9 protein-coding genes, 1 tRNA gene, 4 rRNA genes and 1 other annotated feature (1 of these 15 cut by a window edge) are annotated in these 20,475 nt (G+C 63.8%); all 14 genes read left to right on the top strand.

What is annotated here, in order from left to right; all coding sequences use genetic code 11:
* Positions 1–38, top strand: a 16S ribosomal RNA gene (locus HMPREF0762_RS09090) (it extends 1,408 nt beyond the left edge of the window).
* A gap of 466 nt (positions 39–504) precedes the next feature.
* A 16S ribosomal RNA gene (locus tag HMPREF0762_RS02550) occupies positions 505–2,011 on the top strand.
* A 364-nt stretch (positions 2,012–2,375) separates the two neighbouring features.
* Positions 2,376–5,360, top strand: a 23S ribosomal RNA gene (locus tag HMPREF0762_RS02540).
* A 119-nt stretch (positions 5,361–5,479) separates the two neighbouring features.
* Positions 5,480–5,594: ribosomal RNA gene (rrf, locus tag HMPREF0762_RS02535) — 5S ribosomal RNA — on the top strand.
* The 16S, 23S and 5S rRNA genes sit together here, the layout of an rRNA operon.
* A 228-nt stretch (positions 5,595–5,822) precedes the next feature.
* Positions 5,823–6,425 carry a hypothetical protein gene (locus tag HMPREF0762_RS02530; protein WP_040619219.1) on the top strand — a complete coding sequence of 201 codons (603 nt, stop codon included), beginning with the start codon at positions 5,823–5,825 and terminating at the stop codon, positions 6,423–6,425.
* A gap of 245 nt (positions 6,426–6,670) precedes the next feature.
* Positions 6,671–9,322: an aconitate hydratase AcnA gene (gene acnA / locus HMPREF0762_RS02525; RefSeq protein ID WP_006361823.1), complete on the top strand. Its 2,652-nt coding sequence runs from the start codon at positions 6,671–6,673 to the stop codon at positions 9,320–9,322.
* Between the two features lie 11 nt (positions 9,323–9,333).
* On the top strand, positions 9,334–11,268 hold the full coding sequence (locus tag HMPREF0762_RS02520) for a hypothetical protein (RefSeq protein ID WP_006361822.1): 1,935 nt from the start codon (positions 9,334–9,336) through the stop codon (positions 11,266–11,268).
* A 103-nt stretch (positions 11,269–11,371) separates the two neighbouring features.
* Positions 11,372–11,509: a sequence feature (ribosomal protein L10 leader region), on the top strand.
* Positions 11,510–11,577: 68 nt separating this feature from the next.
* On the top strand, positions 11,578–12,099 hold the full coding sequence (gene rplJ / locus HMPREF0762_RS02515) for a 50S ribosomal protein L10 (RefSeq protein WP_006361821.1): 522 nt from the start codon (positions 11,578–11,580) through the stop codon (positions 12,097–12,099).
* Positions 12,100–12,186: 87 nt separating this feature from the next.
* Positions 12,187–12,564: a 50S ribosomal protein L7/L12 gene (gene rplL / locus HMPREF0762_RS02510; RefSeq protein WP_009079096.1), complete on the top strand. Its 378-nt coding sequence runs from the start codon at positions 12,187–12,189 to the stop codon at positions 12,562–12,564.
* 109 nt (positions 12,565–12,673) lie between these two features.
* Complete coding sequence (gene ybaK / locus HMPREF0762_RS02505) at positions 12,674–13,171, top strand: Cys-tRNA(Pro) deacylase (RefSeq protein WP_006361819.1); 498 nt, start codon at positions 12,674–12,676, stop codon at positions 13,169–13,171.
* Positions 13,172–13,290: 119 nt separating this feature from the next.
* Positions 13,291–13,365: transfer RNA gene (locus HMPREF0762_RS02500), tRNA-Glu, on the top strand.
* A 134-nt stretch (positions 13,366–13,499) separates the two neighbouring features.
* On the top strand, positions 13,500–16,208 hold the full coding sequence (locus HMPREF0762_RS02495) for a PD-(D/E)XK nuclease family protein (RefSeq protein ID WP_040618843.1): 2,709 nt from the start codon (positions 13,500–13,502) through the stop codon (positions 16,206–16,208).
* A 1-nt stretch (position 16,209) separates the two neighbouring features.
* Positions 16,210–19,929, top strand: a complete 3,720-nt coding sequence (locus tag HMPREF0762_RS02490) for a UvrD-helicase domain-containing protein (RefSeq protein WP_006361817.1) — start codon at positions 16,210–16,212, stop codon at positions 19,927–19,929.
* On the top strand, positions 19,926–20,453 hold the full coding sequence (locus HMPREF0762_RS02485) for a very short patch repair endonuclease (protein WP_006361816.1): 528 nt from the start codon (positions 19,926–19,928) through the stop codon (positions 20,451–20,453). Before HMPREF0762_RS02490 ends, HMPREF0762_RS02485 begins: the two co-directional genes overlap by 4 nt.
* Positions 20,454–20,475: the final 22 nt, after the last annotated feature.

Here is a 20,475-nt window from a genome sequence, read left to right as displayed (position 1 = left end):
CGTTTCAGCCGAACCGGGCTCGCCTGAGCGTCTCCTTCGTTTCAGGGGGGGCGAGAGTTCTCGAGTGAAGGGGGAGGGGGGGGCGGATCGGCGATGCTCTCTGGCGACAAGCGCATATTCGATGCGGTCTTTCCCGGGCAAGAGTTTATGGAGGATGTCCATAAGCTCTTATAAGCGGTTTACCTGGCATGATATTCAGGTAGCGCAACGGATCGAAAGAAATTTCCCTCGATCCGAAACTTTCCATTGACGCGGCCCGGCCCGGCGCGTAACATAACCGTTCGCGCCGAGGGCGAGCCCCGAGGCGCGGGGAACCTTGAAAGCCGGATACTGTGACGCAAGCGAATTCATGGAATCCTAGACATTCGGACCACATTTCCGAAAACGAGACGGACCCGTCTCACGGGAGCCCGGCCCCTGAGGGGGCCGGCCCCGAAGATGAGAAGGGCCGGGTCGACGGGACGTCACGGAAGCGTCTTACCCGGGCTCTCGGGCCCGGGCTTCCGAACGGAGAGTTTGATCCTGGCTCAGGATGAACGCTGGCGGCGCGCCTAACACATGCAAGTCGAACGGTTAAGGCCCCCTTTAGGGGGCGCATAGAGTGGCGAACGGGTGAGTAACACGTGACCAACCCGCCCCCCCCACCGGGACAACCTCGGGAAACCGAGGCTAATACCGGATACGCCGGGGCCCCCGCATGGGGGCTCCGGGAAAGCCTTGGCGGGAGGGGACGGGGTCGCGGCCCATCAGGTAGACGGCGGGGCGAAGGCCCGCCGTGCCGACGACGGGTAGCCGGGCTGAGAGGCCGATCGGCCACATTGGGACTGAGACACGGCCCAGACTCCTACGGGAGGCAGCAGTGGGGAATATTGCGCAATGGGGGGAACCCTGACGCAGCGACGCCGCGTGCGGGAAGGAGGCCTTCGGGTCGTAAACCGCTTTCAGCAGGGAAGAAGCCTGACGGTACCTGCAGAAGAAGCCCCGGCTAACTACGTGCCAGCAGCCGCGGTAATACGTAGGGGGCGAGCGTTATCCGGATTCATTGGGCGTAAAGCGCGCGCAGGCGGCCCGCCAAGCGGCCTCGTCGAAGCCGGGGGCTCAACCCCCGGAAGCGACCCGAACTGGCGGGCTCGAGTGGGGCAGGGGAGGATGGAATTCCCGGTGTAGCGGTGAAATGCGCAGATATCGGGAGGAACACCGACGGCGAAGGCAGCCCTCTGGGCCTTCACTGACGCTGAGGCGCGAAAGCTGGGGGAGCGAACAGGATTAGATACCCTGGTAGTCCCAGCCGTAAACGATGGGCGCTAGGTGCGGGGGGACACGACCCTCCGTGCCGCAGCCAACGCATTAAGCGCCCCGCCTGGGGAGTACGGCCGCAAGGCTAAAACTCAAAGGAATTGACGGGGGCCCGCACAAGCAGCGGAGCATGTGGCTTAATTCGAAGCAACGCGAAGAACCTTACCAGGGCTTGACATGCGGGTGAAGCGGCGGAGACGCCGTGGCCGGAAGGAGCCCGCGCAGGTGGTGCATGGCTGTCGTCAGCTCGTGTCGTGAGATGTTGGGTTAAGTCCCGCAACGAGCGCAACCCCCGCCGCATGTTGCCAGCATTCAGTTGGGCACTCATGCGGGACCGCCGGCGCCAAGCCGGAGGAAGGCGGGGACGACGTCAAGTCATCATGCCCCATGCCCTGGGCCGCACACGTGCTACAATGGCCGGCACAGCGGGCAGCGGACCCGCGAGGGCGAGCGAATCCCTTAAAGCCGGCCCCAGTTCGGATCGGAGGCTGCAACCCGCCTCCGTGAAGCCGGAGTTGCTAGTAATCGCGGATCAGCACGCCGCGGTGAATGCGTTCCCGGGCCTTGTACACACCGCCCGTCACACCACCCGAGTCGTCTGCACCCGAAGCCGCCGGCCCAACCCGCAAGGGAGGCGTCGAAGGTGTGGAGGGTGAGGGGGGTGAAGTCGTAACAAGGTAGCCGTACCGGAAGGTGCGGCTGGATCACCTCCTTTCTAGGGAGACCTAGCGGATTCACACAGAGAACCGAGCCGCCCCCGCCCGCCGTCCCGCGGGCGGGGCGCGGCGGCCCGAGTCCGGGGCACCATCGCGAAGCGTCGCGGCATCCGGCCTCCAGGGGTCCCCCTGGGGGCACCTTGAAAGCCGCATAGCGTCGATTTCACTATGCGAAATCACCATCTCCATCAGATCCCGCGCCGCGAGGCGCGGTGACTGCGCGAGGGTGATCCGCATCGTAAGATCGCGAAGATGCAACAACCAACGCTTCATGAGACATGAAGCTCTATCCGTAACGAAGACTTACGTCAGTTACTGCATGTGGACCTTAATTTAGATATCCCTTCGGCGGATTCCGGGGAACCGGAAGATGTCGAGGGCGCACGGTGGATGCCTTGGCATCCGGAGCCGAAGAAGGACGTGGCAAGCTGCGATAAGCCGCGGGGAGGCGCAAACGGCCCTCGATCCGCGGATCTCCGAATGGGGGAAACCCGCCCGGGGCCATGCCCGGGCGCGCCCGCCCGAACGCATAGGGCGGGACGGGGCAACCGGGGGAACCGAAACATCCAAGTACCCCGAGGAAGAGAAATCAAACGAGAACGCGCGAGTAGCGGCGAGCGAAAGCGCGCGAGCCCAAACCGGCGGCGCCGTCGAGCCTCGACGCGCTGGCCCGCCGGGGTTGCGGGGCATGCGAGGGGAGGGGTCGAGCCCTCCCGGGAGGTTGCAAACCGCACGCGCAGCGGAACGGCATGGGAAGGCCGGCGATACCGGGTGAGAGCCCCGTACGCGAAGCGCATGCGGCCTCCCCGGCATGTCCCCGAGTAGGCCCGGGCACGTGAAACCCGGGCCGAAGCTGGGGGGACCGCCCTCCAAGGCTGAACACTCCCGGATGACCGATAGTGGACGAGTACCGTGAGGGAAAGGTGAAAAGCACCCCGAGAGGGGAGTGAAACAGCGCCTGAAACCGTGCGCCCACAAGCAGTCGGAGCGCCCCTTATGCAGGCGGCGTGACGGCGTGCCTTTTGTAGAATGAGCCTGCGAGTTGCGGCGCGCGGCGAGGCCAAGCGATTGGCGAGCCGCAGCGAAAGCGAGTCTGAACAGGGCGACCCTTCCAGTCGCGCGCCGCAGACGCGAAGCCGGGTGATCTACCCGCGGCCAGGCTGAAGCAGGGGTAAGACCCTGTGGAGGGCCGAACCCACTTCGGTTGAAAACGGAGGGGATGAGCCGCGGGTAGGGGTGAAAGGCCAATCAAACCCGGAGATATCTCGTTCTCCCCGAAATAGCTTTAGGGCTAGCCTCGGGAGGTGGATCGCGGAGGTAGGGCGCCGGACGGCCGAGGGGGCTTCACCGCCTACCGAAGCCGACCGAACTGCGAATGCCGCGACCTAGCACCCCGGGAGTCAGGCCGCGCGGGCTAAGCCGCGCGGCCGAGAGGGGAACAGCCCAGACCGCCCGCTAAGGCCCCCAATTCCGCGCTGAGTGGCAAAGGATGTGCGTTTGCCTAGACAACCAGGATGTTGGCTTAGAAGCAGCCATGCATTCAAAGAGTGCGTAACAGCTCACTGGTCGAGTGGACATGCGCCGACAATACACGGGGCTAAGCGCGGAGCCGAAGCGGCGGGGCCGCGCCGTAGAAGGCGCGGCCGGTAGGGGAGCGTTCCGCGCAGGGGCGAAGCCGCCGGGGCGACCGGCGGTGGACCGCGCGGAAGCGAGAATGCAGGCATGAGTAACGAGAGAGGGGCGGGAAACCCCTCCGCCGTAAGCGCGAGGTTTCCTGGGCGAGGCTAATCCCCCCAGGGTCAGTCGGGCGCTAAGGCGAGGCCGGAAGGCGTAGCCGATGCCCAGCAGGCGGACATTCCTGCACCGCCGCCGGACCGCTAGGACCGACGGGGCGACGAAGGAGGATAGGCGGGCGGGGTTCTGGACGTCCCCGTGAAAGCGCGTAGGGCGGGCCGCAGGCAAATCCGCGGCCCACGGAGCCTGAGACGCGAGACGAAGCCCTCGAGGCGAAGCCGCTCATTCCATGCTTCCGAGAACCCCTAGGCAGGGCCGGCGGCGCCCGTACCTAAACCGACACAGGTGCGCGGGTAGAGCATACCGAGGCGTTCGGGAGAACCATGGCCAAGGAACTCGGCAAAACCGCCCCGTAACTTCGGGAGAAGGGGCGCCGCCGGGGGTGGAGGGGCGAGCCCCCCGAGCCCGCGGCGGCCGCAGCGAATAGGCCCAGGCGACTGTTTACCAAAAACACAGGACTCTGCCAAGCCGCAAGGCGACGTATAGGGTCTGACGCCTGCCCGGTGCCGGAAGGTCACGCGGAAGGGTCAGCGAAAGCGAAGCCCCGAAGCCAAGCCCCGGTAAACGGCGGCCGTAACTATAACGGTCCTAAGGTAGCGAAATTCCTTGTCGGGTAAGTTCCGACCTGCACGAAAGGCGTAACGACCTGGGCGCTGTCTCGGCCATGGACCCGGTGAAATTGCATTATTCGTGAAGATGCGAATTACCCGCGGAAGGACGGAAAGACCCCGTGAACCTTCACTGCAGCTTGGCATTGGCCGACGGTTCGGTGCGTAGAGGATAGGCAGGAGCCCGCGAAGCGGGGGCGCAAGCCCCCGCGGAGGCGCCCTTGGAATACTGCCCCCATCGCTCCGGCGGCCTAACGCGCGGCCGCCATCCGGCGCGCGGACCGTGCCAGGCGGGCAGTTTGACTGGGGCGGTCGCCTCCCAAAAGGTAACGGAGGCGCGCGCAAGGTCCGCTCGGGACGGTCGGCAACCGTCCTGTGAGCGCAAGAGCACAAGCGGGCCTGACTGCGAGACCCACGAGTCGAGCAGGGACGAAAGTCGGCTCTAGTGATCCGGCGGCCCCACGTGGGAGGGCCGTCGCTCAACGGATAAAAGGTACTCCGGGGATAACAGGCTGATCTTGCCCAAGAGTCCACATCGACGGCAAGGTTTGGCACCTCGATGTCGGCTCATCGCATCCTGGGGCTGTAGTCGGTCCCAAGGGTATGGCTGTTCGCCATTCAAAGCGGTACGCGAGCTGGGTTCAGAACGTCGTGAGACAGTTCGGTCCCTATCCTCCGCGGGCGCAGGAGAACTGAGGGGAGCCGCCCCTAGTACGAGAGGACCGGGGCGGACGCACCTCTGGTGCACCGGTTGTCGACCGACGGCATCGCCGGGTGGCCACGTGCGGACGGGATAAGCGCTGAAGGCATCTAAGCGCGAAGCCTCCCCTAAGATGAGTTCTCCCTTCGGTAAGGACCCCGGCAGACCACCGGGTCGATAGGCCGCAGCTGCAAGCACGGCGACGTGCTCAGGCGAGCGGTACTAATAGTCCGAGCTCTTCCGAATCCCCGTCCCCGGAGGGGGCGGGCCCCATGCGCGGCGGGGCTTCCGTCTGCATGGAGCGCGGCATCTCCGCGCGTCGGCGCTATGCGGCCCTCAGGGTCGCCCGCACGGGCGCCCTGGACGAGCGCGGCCACGGAGGCGGGGATCACCCGGTCCCGTTCCGAACCCGGCAGTTAAGCCCGCCATCGCCCGACGTACTGCGGGGAAAGCCCGTGGGAGGCAGGGCCGCCGCGCTCGCCCAGCGCGCCCGCGCATGCGCCCCGGCGCACCGAAGGCCCCGCCATGCGCGGGGCCTTTCTCTTTCCCGTTTCGGATCGGCGCTTCTCTCTTCCTTATCGTTGCCGATTTTCCTGGCCCGTGCGCCCGCCGTTCTGGTTTAATCGTGCCGTCCCGGGCGGGGCGGCCCCTTCCCGCGCATGCCTTGCTATACTGTTTCGCGATATACGTATAGGATAGGATATGTGCATGTCTGATTCATCGCTTGAGAAGTCCCAGCTTGCCGAAACGGCGCTCTCGGACGAAACCGCTCTTGTCTCCCTTGTTGAAAACCTCTCCTCTTCCTCTCGCATGACGCGCCAAAGCAGCGCTTCGGCGCTTTCTCTCGTTGCCGATAAAGATGCAAGCCTGCTGAGCAGCCATATCTCCGCATTCGTCGATGCCCTTAACCGTCCCGAGGCGCAGACGCGCTGGGAGGTTCTCGATATCCTGACCAAGCTTGTCGCGTTTGATTCGCGTTCGTGCGCTACCGCGATCAACGGCGCCGAAGCCGCTCTCTTCGACGAGGGTTCAGGTCCCTTGCGTCTTGCCGCCATGCGTTTTCTCTGCAAGGTGGGGGGCACTACGGAGCTGAGGAGCCAGAAGGTCTGGCCGCTCGTGGACGAAGCCATCCAGTGCTACCACGGCGATGTCGAATTCCTGTCCATGCTCAATGGCGTCATTGAATTCGCAGGCGGAACGCTGGCTGACAACGTGCGTGAGGAACTTAAGGAACGCATGTCCTTCGACGCGTCGAACAGCAAGGGCTTGCTTCAGCGTCGCGCCCAGGAGATCCTCGACGCGCTCGGCTAGCCTTCGATGCGCCGCGAACCTCCCTTCCCCGCATGCGGGGAAGGGAGGTTTTTTTCTTGCTTCGATGTTTCATCGCTCCGCTCGTCCGCGACGCGCGGTCGCGCATAGATGCTTTTGCTAGAATCAACCTCCGTGTAGTGATGGTTTTCCGTCCGCTTAGCGAACGGCGTCGACGAGGGGGATTCGTGTGTTCGGCGTCGTCGCGCCCGCGCGGGCTTGGCATCGTGAAGAAGGTAGGCTGAACAATGGCACATGCATCCGTTCTCGACGTCAACGGCAAGGCGTATCGTTACTTTTCGTGCGATTCCCTTCCAGGTGCGGAGAAAATGCCGTATACGCTGCGGATCCTTATCGAAAACGTCCTGCGCAACGCTTCGTCCGATGAAGCTGCGCAACGTTTCGCCCAACGCATCGTCGATGCCGGCTTGGCGGGCGTGCAGGGCGGCGAGATCGAATATATGCCTGCTCGCGTGCTCCTCCAGGATTTCACGGGCGTCCCCGTCTTCGTCGATCTTGCGGCTATGCGCGAAGCGGCGGAAGAGCTCGGGGGGAGCGCTTCGTCTATCAATCCACAGATCCCTCTCGATCTGGTCATCGACCATTCCGTCATTGCCGATTGCGCCGGAACGCCCGATGCGTTCGAGGCGAACACCGAAATGGAGTTCAAGAGAAATGCCGAGCGTTATTCGTTTTTGAAATGGGCGCAGCGGTCGTTCGAGAACGTGCGCATCGTTCCTCCTGAAACGGGAATCTGCCATCAAATCAATGTCGAGCGCTTCGCTCAAGGCGTCATGACCACGGCGGACGATGAGCCGATCGCGTATTTCGATACGGTTGTCGGTACGGATAGCCATACGACGACGGCGAACGGTATCGGTGTGCTTTCCTGGGGCGTCGGAGGCATCGAAGCCGAAGCGGCCTGTCTCGGCCAGCCCGTCACGACGCTCGTTCCGAGGGTCGTGGGAATCCATCTTACAGGTCGGCTCGCTGCAGGCGTGTGCGCTATGGACGTTGCGCTTCGCTTTGCCGAGATCCTGCGCGCGAAAGGCGTGGTCGGTTCATTCGTCGAGTGCTTCGGCGACGGCGTATCCTCGCTTTCCGCCACGGCGCGAGCGTGCATTGCCAATATGACGCCCGAATACGGCAGCACTTGCACCTTCTTTCCTTTCGACGAGAAGACGCTTGCGTATCTGCGCGTGACCGGTCGAAGCGAGGATCAGGTGCATCTCGTCGAGGCTTATGCGAAGGCCCAGGGTCTGTGGGCAGACGATGCCGAGCGCGTGTACGGCGAAGTCATCGATATCGATCTCTCGCAGATTCCCCGCGCCGTCGCCGGGCCGAGCCGCCCGCATGACCGCATCGATTTCACGCAGGCGCGCGTCGCGTTCGAGGATGTCTGTCGCGATCGCGGCCTGGACCGCTCTGTGCGCGCCCACGTCGATATCGAGGGATGCGGCTACGATCTCGCGCATGGGGCTATCGCCATCGCCGCCGTGACGAGCTGCACGACGGCGACGGATCCGGCCATGATGGTCGCATGCGGCCTGCTCGCGCGCAACGCCGTGACGCGAGGCCTTGCGGCGAAGCCGTGGATCAAGCGGATTTTCGCGCCCGGCAGCCATGCGACGTCTCTTCTGCTCGAGCGCGCGGGGCTTTCGTCGAGCCTTTCCGCGCTTGGATTCGATCTTTGCGGCTTCGGATGCATGAGCTGCATCGGGAACTCAGGCCCCCTGAGCGCCGAGATGCATCGAATCTCCGCTGACATCGAGCTTTCGAGCGTTCTTTCGGGCAACCGGAACTTCGAGGGGCGCATTTCCCCGGATGTTTCGCAGAACTATCTCTGCTCTCCGGCAGCCGTCATCGCATACGCGCTTGCGGGCACGATGGACTTCGATTTCGAGACCCAGCCTCTTGGCGCAACGTCTGGCGGCGATCGGGTGTTCCTGCGCGACATCTGGCCGAGCGACGCCGAGATCGAATCCATCCTCGGCATGTACGTGAACGAAGCCCTGTTCGAAGAAGGCGGACAGGATTTGATGGAGGGTCCCGACGCTTGGAAGGCCCTCGGCGTCAGCGGGGGATCGACCTATGCTTGGGACGAACGCTCGACCTATGTTCGCCGCGTTCCGTATTTCGACGGCATGACGCGAGAGATCAAGGCCGTGCCGGGCGTGTCGCGTGCGCGAGCGCTCGCGGTGCTGGGCGACTTCATCACGACGGACCACATCTCTCCTGCGGGCAGCATCGCTTCGGACAGCCCCGCGGCCGCATACCTGTCCGCACGAGGCGTCAGCGAGGACATGTTCAACACCTACGGGTCGCGTCGCGGCAATCACGAGGTCATGGCGCGTGGCGGTTTCGGCAACGTGAAGCTTCTCAATATGCTTGCCGACGGGCGTCGAGGAGGATGGACGACCGATTTCACCGACGGGGCCGTCAAGCCGATCTTCGATGCCGCCTGCGACTATAGGGAGAACGGCGTCGATCTCGTCATCCTGGCGGGAAAGATGTACGGCAGCGGATCGAGTCGCGATTGGGCGGCCAAGGCTCCTCTGCTCCTAGGCGTCAAAGCGGTTTTCGCCGAGAGCTTCGAGCGCATCCATAGGTCCAATCTGATCGGGATGGGCATCATTCCTCTGCAGTTCGAAGAAGGGGAAGGCGTCGAGGCGCTCGGTCTCGACGGCAGCGAGGAATTCGATATCGAACCGATTGATTTCGGCGCCGGCGAGCCCGTCTTGCCGAATCCTCGCATCGTCGGCGTGACGGCTCGCCGCACCGACGGCACCGAGCTTCGCTTCAATGCCATCGTGCGTGTCGATACGCCGACCGAAGGCGCGTACATCGCTCATGGCGGCATTCTGAATTACGTGTTACGCTCTTTGACCGCCGTTTCATAGAAAGGACGTGTATGGCGCGCAACGATAATCCGCTCGACAGCTTCTTCCAGCAGATCTTCGCAGGGGTGCCGATGGGGGACGTGCGTTCCGACGATGCCGGGATTCCTCACGTCGATTTCTCCCAGACGGCCAACGTTTCCGACATCAAGGATCGTTTCGCGGCTATGAGCCGCAGGTCGCTCGTGGGAATCGCGGCGGTTGCCCTTATCGTGCTCGGCTGCGCCTACTGGTGGTTCCATCCCGCGCTCAATATCCACAACCCCGATATCTGGGCGCTTCTCTTCCCGCTGGCGATCGCGCTGTTCGTGCTGTTCCGCTCGGCGCGCGCGACCTACGAGAAAGGCGGTGGCAGCCATGAGCCTTCGCCGAGCAAGGCGAAGCTCTTCAAGGGGCTTGCCCTCATCCCTCTCGTCGTGCTTGCGGCGGGAATCGTCGGATGGCTGCTCTCCGCGTCGTTCTTCCCCGGCAACGCGAAGAAGTTCGCATCCATCCTGCCGACCGAGGAATACGAGTTCGCCGAGGATATCGCGCAGGTCAATTACGATGAAATCCCTGTTATCGACCGCGATTCCGCCGTGCTTCTCGGCAACCGCACGATGGGCTCCATCTCCGACCTCGTGAGCCAGTTCGAGATTTCGCCCATCTACAGCCAGATCAACTACAACGATCGTCCCGTGCGGGTGAGTCCGCTTGTCTATGCCGATCTCTTCAAATGGCTGCAGAATCGCGGCACCGGCATCCCCGCTTACGCGATCGTCGACATGACGACGCAGGATGCGCAGGTCGTGCGTTTGGATGAAGACAAAGGCATCAAGTACTCCGAAAGCGAGCCTCTGGCCCGCAACATCGATCGCTACGTGCAGCTCAAGTACCCTACGTATATGTTCGGCGAGAAATCGTTCGAAATCGATGACGAGGGGAATCCCTGGTGGATCTGCCCGGTGCGTACGTTCACGCTCGGCCTTTTCGGCGGCGAAACCGTTTCTCGCGCCGTGCTCGTGAACGCCGTGACGGGGGAGACGCAGGATCTGGCCGTCGACGAGGTGCCTGGGTGGGTCGACCGTGTGTATCCGTCCGACCTGCTCATTCGTCAGTACAACTGGCGCGGCGCCTACAGCAACGGCTGGTTCAACAGCTGGCTCGGCCAGAACGGCGTCGTGCAGACCACGCCGGGCATCAACGGAGCGGCAGGGTACAACTACATCGCGAAGGACGACGATGTCTGGCTGTATACGGGCGTGACGTCGGCGACGGGAGATAATTCCATCATCGGCTTCGTGCTCATCAATCAGCGCACGGCCGAAAGCCATTTCTATTCCGTTGCCGGCGCGACCGAGGAATCGGCGATGTCCTCGGCAGAGGGCCAGGTTCAGAACCTGCGCTATGCCGCAACGTTCCCTCTGCTCATCAACGTATCCGATAGACCGACGTACTTCATGGCGCTGAAAGACGGCGCGGGCCTGGTCAAGAAGTATGCCATGGTCGACATCGAGCGCTACCAGAACGTCGCCGTGGGCGACACGGTCGCCGAGACGCAGAAAACCTACGAGTCGCTGATCGCGGCCGATGGCGGGTCCGCCGACTCCGGCGCACCGGCCAAGACGTTCGAAGCGTCGGGCACCATCGCTACGGTCGCGCAGGCGGTGATAGAAGGGAATTCGCACTTCTACGTGACGCTCGAAGGGGATGACCATATCTACGACTTCCCGCTTCCGGCGCTCGTGCAGGTGGTCGGATACGGCGTGGGCGATCATATCTCGTTCTCGTATGTGGAAGGATCCCCGACATCTCCGGTGAGCGAGATCGCGGATGCGAAGCTCGCCGCGAGCGCATCGGCGTCCGGCGGCTCTGAGGGAGCGGGCGCACCTGCGAGCGGGGCGGCTTCGGGGTCCGTATCCGCATCGGAGAACGAACCGGCGGGAGGCGCGACCTCCGCTTCCGCATAATGGGAACCGTGCGGAAAGCATGGACGGCCTTCACTGCGGATGTTTTCCTTGACGGGCCATCCATGCAACACTAAAATGACCAGTTGCGTCCAATAGGGCGTGTGGACATACGTTTCCGCTACCGAAGACAGCAGGTACCTACGGGTTCAATTGCAAGAGCAGCCGGCCGAGGTGGTAAGCAAAGCGATTCTTTTGCGGCCCCTGAGTCTTCATGGCACAGGGGCCGTTTCCTTTTCGTTGTGCGAGGACGACCCCACCCACGCATGTGGCGGATGCGTTCGAGCAGAACGAGAAGGAGGTGAACAGCATATGCCGAACAAAAGCAATATCGAATCCGTTGCGAAGATCGTGGACGAGATCAAGGAGGCAAGCGCCCTCTGGATCGTCGATTACCGCGGCCTTACCGTGAAGGAGACCGAGACCCTTCGCCGTGCCGTGCGCGCAGCGGGCGGTCATGTGTCCGTGCATAAGAACACTCTTGTGAAGCTTGCGCTCAAGGAGACCGAGCAGCCTGCGATCGACGAATTCCTCGCCGGTCCTTCAGCTTTCGTCTTCGCAGGCGCCGATGCCGTCGCTGCGGCCAAGGCCGTCAAGGACTTCGCCAAGGACAACGAGAAGCTCGTCATCAAGGGCGGTGTCATGGATGGCAAGGCATGCTCTGCCGCTGACGTGGAGGCCATCGCCTCTCTTCCGTCTCGCGAGCAGCTCATGGGTCAGCTCGCCGGGCTTATCTCCGGCATGGCCCGCGGTCTCGCGGTTTCCATCGGCGGCGTTTCTCGCGGCCTCGCGGTCGTCACGTCTGCGGTCGCGGAGCAGAAGCCTGCCGCATAATCACGCCCATTCCGCGGTGCGCGGCATAGGGTGTGGATACATGAAATCGATTGCCGCCTGATGGCGGCCTTTGAAAGGAATAAGAACATGGCTAAGCTTACCAACGAAGAGATCCTCGAGGCTCTCAAGGAAATGACCCTTCTCGAGGCCTCTGAGCTCGTCAAGGCTATCGAAGAGACCTTCGGCGTCTCCGCCGCCGCTCCTGCGGCCGTGGCCGCCGCTCCTGCCGAGGGTGGCGCCGCTGCCGCCGAGCAGACCGAGTTCGACGTCGTTCTCGAGGGCTTCGGCGACAACAAGATCGCCGTCATCAAGGTCGTGCGCGAGATCACCGGCCTCGGCCTCAAGGAGGCCAAGGCCGCCGTCGAGGGCGCTCCTGCTCCGATCGTCGAAGCCGTCGACAAGGCCAAGGCCGAGGAAGTCAAGGAGAAGCTCGAGGCTGCCGGCGCCGCCGTCACCGTCAAGTAGGTTCGTTTCTTGCGGCAACGATGCCGCCTGAAATACGCAAAGGGAGGTCGGAGGCTTCATGCCTGCGGCCTCTCTTTCATATCGTCGCGTTCTGCGTATCGGAGGAAGCATGCCGAAGCATCATGGATCGACAGAGACCGTCGAAAAGACCAATGCCATGCGCATCCTCGATGCCGCAGGCGTATCGTACAGGGTGCATCCGTATGAGGAGAACCAGAGCCTGACCGGCGTCGAGGTGGCGCGCCTCATCGGGCATGATCCCGACAGCTTCTTCAAGACGCTCGTGACCCGGGCGAAGGACGGATCCTGCTTCGTCTTCATGGTCCCGGTCGCATGCGAGCTCGATTTGAAGAAGGCGGCACGTGCCGCAGGAGAAAAGAGCCTGTCCATGCTGAAAGCCCGGGATCTTCTTCCAACGACGGGATACGTGCATGGAGGATGCAGTCCGATCGGCATGAAGAAGGCGTTTCCGACGTTCATCGACGAGACGGCGGAGCTTTACGACGTCATCGCATGTTCCGCGGGGCGCATCGGCTGCGCCATGGACATTCGATTCGACGACCTGCGTCGCATGACGGGAGTCTCCGCGTACGACATCACGGCATGACGTCGTGCTCCTTCTTCGTCAAGCGATCGCGCACGGTGCTAAGGCGGTGAAAAAGGAGTAAAATAGTCACTTGCATTTGTTCGGGTGCTTTGCCATAATGTGCAAGCTGTTTTTCAGTTGTCCCCATAGTCTAGAGGTCAGGACGCGGCCCTTTCAAGGCTGAGACACGAGTTCGATTCTCGTTGGGGGCACCATCTTTCGCATTGCTCGAGCACTCCGTGCTCGAGTTTTTTTATATTCGGAAACGGTGCGCGGCGATCGTGCATCCGGACGATCCTGATGATCGGTGCGGCCTGTGTTCGGGACGCCCTGCGTGCAAGGAGGAGATTTGGCCGTCGAACGGGTGATTCTCACGCCGAACCGCATGAGGGCCGCAGAAATTCGCCGGTTCCATGCCGATGGTTCCCGCACGCCGTCGTTCGGCGTGAAGGTCACGACGCTTTCCTGTTGGATCAATGACCTCTGGAGCGTTTGGGGCGATGGCCGACGATTCACGGACGTGCGGCTCCGCCGCCTTCTCATCAAGCAGGCGATAGCGAAGGTTCCGGGCCTCGAGCCGACGGCGGGCGCGATCCGTCTCGTGGGGGAGGTCGTCGAAGGGGCCGCAGGCGTCGTTCGCCTTCCGTCCGATCGAAAGGCCGTTCCCGATGCCGGACCGGCGGAGCTTCAGGTGCTGGATTGCGCGCGCATCTTCGCCGAGCTCGCGGCGGCGCATGGGCTTATCGAGCGCGGCGACGCCATCGCGCATCTGGCCGAGTCCGTTCCCTCGCGATTTCAGGTGACCCTTATCGAGCCCGATCCTTTGTCCGGACCGGAGCGCTTTCTGCTGGAATCCCTCTCGACGTCGCTCGATATCCGACCGGCCGAGGCCGCGGTCGACCGGGCTGCTCCCGGTGTGGAGGCATGCTTCCTGCTTCCTGGAGGCGCCTATGCGCAGCCGCGCATCGTGGCCGATTTCATCTGCGAGAGGCTCGGTGCGACGCCTGCGATGCCTTCCGTTTCGTCTCGGGATGCGACGTGCGGGGCCTCGCGTGCGAACGCCTTCGTGACGAGCGTCGATCCGCTGCGCCTGTACGAGGCGACCCTTGATCGCCTTTCTCGGGAGGGGGTCGCATCGGCCGTCATCGCCGTCAAGCATGCGAAGGATACGAATTTCGGTCGAGCGCTTCTGTCTCTGCGTGCGTTCTTGTCAGAGCGGGGAAGCCTTGCGCTCGGGCGTTCGCGATGCCTGACGGACTTCCTTCTTTCTCCCTTCTCGGGCTATTCGCTGCGCGAGGCGTACGCGATCGACGCGGCGGTCAGAGCCGATCGTCTGATGACCGTCGATGCATGCATGGATCGCGTCATTGCGGGGCGCGAAGAGTCCCGCTACATGTCCGAGCTCGTCGAAGACCTGGATGCGGATATCCTGTGCGGGTATCTCGTCGAATCCGCCTCCCGCCACCGCGACGGGGATGAGGCGTATCGCCAGGAGCAGATATCCGCGATACGCGCCTGGCGGCAGTGCGCCGAGGCCGTACGCTTCGTAGGCGGATGCATCGAAGACGCGTTCGAGCTCTTCTCGGCGGCATCGATCGACGTTTCACGTGCGTCGGGACCCGATCCCCGCGTCGTCTACGCGCGCCAGGAGGACGCCGCGGGCTTTGAGCCGGGGCGCTTCGATGTCGTCGTGGCGTGCGATATGACGACATCGTCCTATCCGGTGAAAGATCCCTCCGATGCGGCCCGCACGCTGCTCGGCAAACTCGGCGTCGCCGGTTCCGAACCGCCCATCGATCGGCAGCGTCGGCGTTTCATGCGCGCGCTGCGCCTTGCGAAATCTTCGTTCGCGATCGAGCGTCCCCTCAACGACGAAGCCGCCGCCCCGGCGTATCCGTGTGCGGTTCTTCAAGAATACCTGGATGCCTGCAAGGATGCTCCCGACGATCGAATGGCGCGGCCCTTCGATCTGCCGGCCTCCTGCGCGGATGCGGCGCGATCGATCGGCGAAGATGCGCTCTATGAAAACGTCGTCTCCTCCGCCTCGCCCCAGAAGACGAAAACGACGATCGAGCTGCCTCGGCCGGGGGAGATAGCTCCGGCATCGCTTCCGCGTCTCGTGCTGCGCCATGCGCTTCCCGAAGGAGGATGCGCGCCCGTTTTCTCTCCGAGCCAGATAGAGCGGTATCTCGAATGCCCCTATCGGTGGTTCGTCGAGCGACGCGTGAATCCTCGGGGCATAGACGAAGGATTCGGACCGTTGGAGAAGGGCGACTTCGCCCATGCGATCTTGCACGATATGTATGCGCAGCTCATCTCCGAAGGCGTCTCCAAGGTGACGGACGCGGTGGTTCCGCACGCTCTCGACGTTCTGGACGCATGCTTCGACGCGCGTCTTTCGGCTCAGAGGGCCGTCGATGCGGTCGATGTCTTCTCGTCCCGCCTCATCGCGACGAGCGAGATGGAGCGTCGCGAGGTCGGCGAGCTTCGCGCCGCCTTGCATAGGCTTGTCCGGTTCGAGCCCTCGTTCCTTCCGCACGGCCGTCCCGTCATGCTCGAAAGGCGCATTTCCTTGGAAGACGGCGTCGCGTACGCCGGCGTGCGCATGCGCGGGACGATCGATCGCGTGGATGCGACCGATGCGGGTTGCGCGGTCGTCGTGGACTACAAGGGTTCCGCAACGTCGGCCCACGATTCGTTCTCTGCGGACGGGACCGTGCAGGGGAAGGTGCAGACGCTGATATACGCGCAGATGATCAGAAGGAGCCTCGGGCTCGACGTCGGCGCGGCGGTGTATCTGGGCTATCGGGATGCGCGCGTCGCAGGCGCGTTCGATGCCCGTCGTTTCGGCCCCGAGCATTTTCCGGGCATCAAGCCGAAGGGCGCCGCATGCGGCTCCGGCGGGCGCATGTCCTTCGAAGATCTGCTCGATGCGACGGAGGAACGCGTGGCCCGTGCGCTTTCCCGGATGCAGGCCGGCGACATAGCTCCCGCTCCCGTCGACTCCGCGGCCTGCGCATGGTGCGCCGCATCATCGTGTTCGCGGAGGAGGGGCTAGCATGAACAAGGATGCATTCAATCCGGATCAGCGTGTCTGCGTCGAAACGCTGGACGCGCCTTTGTTCGTCGCTGCGGGTGCGGGCAGCGGCAAGACGTTCACGCTGACCCAGCGCATCGCCTGGGCGCTGCTCGACGGGTCGGGTTCCGACGGCGGTCCCTTCGCGTCTTCCATCGACGAGATCATGGCCATCACCTTCACCGACAAGGCGGCGAGCGAGATCAAGGCGCGCGTCAAAAGCACGTTGCGCGCCGAGGGGCTTGCGGAAGAGTCCCTCAAGGTCGATTCCGCCTGGATATCCACCATTCATGGCGCCTGCGCCCGCGTCCTGCGCGAACACGCCTTGGAACTCGGCATCGATCCTGATTTCCAGATGGCTTCCGACGGCTTCGTCGCCGACGCGCTCGCCCAAGCGGTTGAAGAGGTGTTGATCGGTCACGAAGAAGGATCGGCCAACGGTTCGGTCGACGCGCTGTTCGCCGCATATCCGCCGCGCTCGACAGGGCATGGAGGTACGTCGGTCGAGGACATGCTGATGGATATCGCGCAGGCGGCGGCCGAGTCGCCTGCGGGTATGGATTCCGTCGTCGATGCGGGCGCGGGCCCTGCGCCGGTCGTGCTCGCCCAGCAGGCGCTCGACCTTGCCCGCACGATCGCGCCATCGCTTGCAGGGCTGAACGACAGCTCTTCGAAGCGTGAGTTCGAAGCCGCGTTGCACGGGTGCGAGCAGAAGCTCGACGAGCTGCTCTCTTCCTGGTCGGAAGGCGCCGACGAACGTTTTCTCGGCATCCTCGGGGCTTTTCCCATGCCGAAAAGGACGTTCGGGAAGGGCGACAACCCCTATGCCGCGCACGTGGGCGAATGGGCGCAGGAACTCGCCGAGATCTGCCTGAACGCCCTGCAGGCTTCGGCACGGATCCATTTCGCGACCTTGCGCGGCCTCGCATCCGACGTTCTCGCCGCATTCGAGCGCATCAAGCGCGAGGCCTGCGTTCTCGACAACACCGACCTCGTCACGAAGGCGCACCGCGCGCTTGAAGACCATCCGGCCATAGCTCGAGAATACGCGCATGCGTTCCGGCTCGTCATGATCGATGAGTTCCAGGATACCGACCAGATGGGCATCGACATGGTCATGCGCCTGTCGGACGGCGGCGCGCGCCTGTGCACGGTCGGCGACGCGCAGCAGAGCATCTACCGATTCCGCGGCGCGGATGTCGGCGTGTTCCGCGCGCACGAGGCGCGCATGCGTGCATTGGGAGATGCGGCGATGGTCCGCACCTTGGATACGAACTACCGCAGCAACGCCGATGTGCTCGCGTTCGTCGACTGCCTGTTTTCCGGGCGCGCGATGTTCGGAGCCTCGTTCATGTCTCTGCGCCCTGGACGGGACGAATCCCGCATCGATGCTCCGTATCGGGGAAGCGCGCCCCGCATCCAGGTCGTGCTGGTGCAGCGATCCAAGCCTCCGAAAGGCTCATCCATCGACTCCTCATGCAAGACCGCCGTCGCGGCGGACGCGATCGCGCGCCGGTTCGAGCGCCTGCGTGCCGAAGGGCATCGGGCGCGGGATATGGTCGTGCTGCTCGGCCGCATGACGAACGCCGATGCGTTCGCTCGCGCCCTGAGGGGGCGAGGATTCGAATGCGTCATCGCCGGGGGATCGTTGTTCGGCGAGGCGCCCGAGACCCGGGCCGTCGTGAGCCTCGTTCGGGCGATCGCGAATCCCAACGACGAGACCGCCCTGCTCGATACGCTCGAGAGCGATCTTTTCGCCGTGGGCGACGACGATATCCTTTCCCTGGTCACGGAATGCAGGGAAGACGGATCGATCGCGCGGCGCGCCCTTGCGCGGGGTTTCTGGGATCTTCTGGATCGCGAGCCGACAGTCGGGATATCGCAGGGACTCGCGCATGCGGCGTCCGTCCTGGACGCATGCTGCCGCATGGCCAGAACGTCGACGGTCGAGGACACCCTTCTGCATGCGCTTGCGGCTTCAGGCTGGCTGGCGCGCCTTGAAAGCCAAGGCGCCGAAGGCATCGCACGTGCGGGCAACGCGCTCAAGGCCGTGCGTTTCGCAGCTGGCCTCGCTGCCGAGCTCGGCTGCGGCATCGCCGGCGTGGCGTCTGCGATGCCCGATCGCATCGTCCGAGCCAAGGAGGCTCCGGGCGCGCTTTCGGCCGGAGAAGGCGATTTCGTGCGCATCATGACGGTTCATTCGAGCAAGGGGCTCGAGTTCCCCATAGTCGCGGTTGCGGAGATCGGCAAGGGCAAGGAGCCGACGAACGAGGCGTTCCTATCGACCCGCATCAAGGGAGTCACGTATGCAACCCTGCTGCCTCGAAGCGCGTTCCTGCCGAAGGAACTGAAGAAGAAGGCCGACGCGTTCGTGCTGCCCGAGGACGTCCGAGCCGACGTCGATCGGCTCGTGGCCTCGTCGGAAAGCCCCGCCTCCCGTCGCCGGGCGATCGTCGCGTACGAAACGGAGCAGGGGCGTCAAGAAGCACAGCGCCTCATGTACGTGGCGCTGACCCGTGCGAGCGAAGCCCTCGTCCTCGTCATGGACGTCGACGACAATGCCGCGCATGATATCCGGGCCTATGCATCCCTTGACGGCGCCATCAGGAATTCGATCATGGGATTCGGCGGCGATTCCCTCGCGGATTTCCCTTCGGGCGCCTCGACGCTGCCGTATGGAGGATCGGAGGATGCGGCGTTCGAGAGGATCGTCATCGGCGTGAACGACGAAGGGGGCGTCATCGTCGCGGGGGGAGACGGCGAAGCTTGCCGTTGGGGCGATGCCGACGCCGACGAAGGGGAGAAGCGTGTTTTCGCCATCCCCGAGGCCATGCCCTCGCGCATGCCCTCCGTTCCGTTCGGACCCGAAAGAGAAGGCTTCGAAAGCTATACCTCGCTTTCGTCCCTGGCCGGTGCGCTTGATGCGAACAAGGGAGGCGCGTCTGCGACGGCCCGCGAAGGCGTGCCTTCGTTCGACGAGGCATCGGAGGCGGGGATAGATCCTTTCGCGGACGATGCGGAAGAAGGCGCGTTCGGGCGCGCAGGCGCGGCGTTCGCGCTCGACGAGGATAGGGCGACCGACGTAGGCGCGGCATTCCATGCGCTTGCCCAGTGGTCGGTCGAGGAATTCGAATCAGGGCTCTCGTCCTGTCGCTGCGACGCTTCGCGTCGCGAAGGCCTTCCTCTGCCGCCGCCCGATCGCATCGCGGCGACGGCACAGGCCTTCGGCGTCTCGTCGAGCGCCGCGCCGCGCCTGGAGGCGGCCTGCCTCCGGTGGACAGGAAGCGCGTGCGCCCGGGAAGCGATCGCGTGGCCGAACCTGCATGCCGAATATCCGTTCTTCATCCCGATGGGCGCGTCTTCCGACGGATCTGAGGAATGGGTCCTGGAAGGGTCGATGGATCTGTTTTCGGGAGAGGAGGACGGATCGTGCGCGCGCATCGTCGATTACAAGACCGGCGGGCGCTTCGACGACGCGCCCGAGGATATCCTCGAAAGGCATCGCCTGCAGGCGACCTGCTATGCCTTCGCCGCGCTGTCATCCGGCTACGATCGCGTCGAGGCCACGTTCGTCTATGTCGAACAGTCGGATTGGCATCGAGACCGCGAACCGCGATGCGTCGTCTATTCCTTCGACGCGGCAGACCTCGACGGCATGCGCGACCTGCTCGAGGCCATCCATGCGAGGAGGGTCTGCCCATGACGGACGCCGAGCCTCGCCCAGCTGGCGATTCGCCTGCCGACTCCGCGCCAGAGGGCGCCGTCGAATACGATGCCGTCGTGCTGCCGGCCGTGCATAACAGCATGGTGGGCAACAAGGGGAAGAACACGAAGCCGGAGCTTCTCGTGCGACGCCGGCTGCGCGAAGAGGGGCTTGCCGGCTACCGTCTTCATTGGCGCGTTCCCGGGCATCCCGACATAGCCTATCCGGGCAAGAAGGTCGCGATCTTCGTCAACGGATGCTTCTGGCACCGATGCCCGCATTGCAACCCGTCGACGCCGAAATCGAATCAGGACTACTGGGTGCCGAAATTCAAGCGCAACGTCGAGCGGGATCGCGAGAACGTCGCCGCGCTCAAGGCCGATGGCTGGCGCGTGCACATCATCTGGGAATGCGAGTTGAAGAAGAAGGCGGTCGAGAACACCTTCGCCCGGTTGATTCCCCAGCTTCGAGAGGAACTGGGGAAGGGCGAGGGTGGGGCGCCGCAGGCTCAGGATGCTTCGTGAGAAGCCATGGGCCTACGGCTCG

The sequence above is a fragment of the Slackia exigua ATCC 700122 genome, from assembly GCF_000162875.1.
In the GTDB taxonomy this organism is placed as follows: domain Bacteria; phylum Actinomycetota; class Coriobacteriia; order Coriobacteriales; family Eggerthellaceae; genus Slackia; species Slackia exigua.
The sequence above is the reverse complement of the archived record's forward strand: the minus strand, read 5'-3'. Positions and strand labels throughout refer to the sequence as shown.

Coding starts and splice junctions, on each gene's coding strand:
- HMPREF0762_RS02530 (WP_040619219.1), top strand. CDS start 5,823: ATGTCTGATTCATCGCTTGAGAAGTCCCAGCTTGCCGAAACGGCGCTC.
- acnA (WP_006361823.1), top strand. CDS start 6,671: ATGGCACATGCATCCGTTCTCGACGTCAACGGCAAGGCGTATCGTTAC.
- HMPREF0762_RS02520 (WP_006361822.1), top strand. CDS start 9,334: ATGGCGCGCAACGATAATCCGCTCGACAGCTTCTTCCAGCAGATCTTC.
- rplJ (WP_006361821.1), top strand. CDS start 11,578: ATGCCGAACAAAAGCAATATCGAATCCGTTGCGAAGATCGTGGACGAG.
- rplL (WP_009079096.1), top strand. CDS start 12,187: ATGGCTAAGCTTACCAACGAAGAGATCCTCGAGGCTCTCAAGGAAATG.
- ybaK (WP_006361819.1), top strand. CDS start 12,674: ATGCCGAAGCATCATGGATCGACAGAGACCGTCGAAAAGACCAATGCC.
- HMPREF0762_RS02490 (WP_006361817.1), top strand. CDS start 16,210: ATGAACAAGGATGCATTCAATCCGGATCAGCGTGTCTGCGTCGAAACG.
- HMPREF0762_RS02485 (WP_006361816.1), top strand. CDS start 19,926: ATGACGGACGCCGAGCCTCGCCCAGCTGGCGATTCGCCTGCCGACTCC.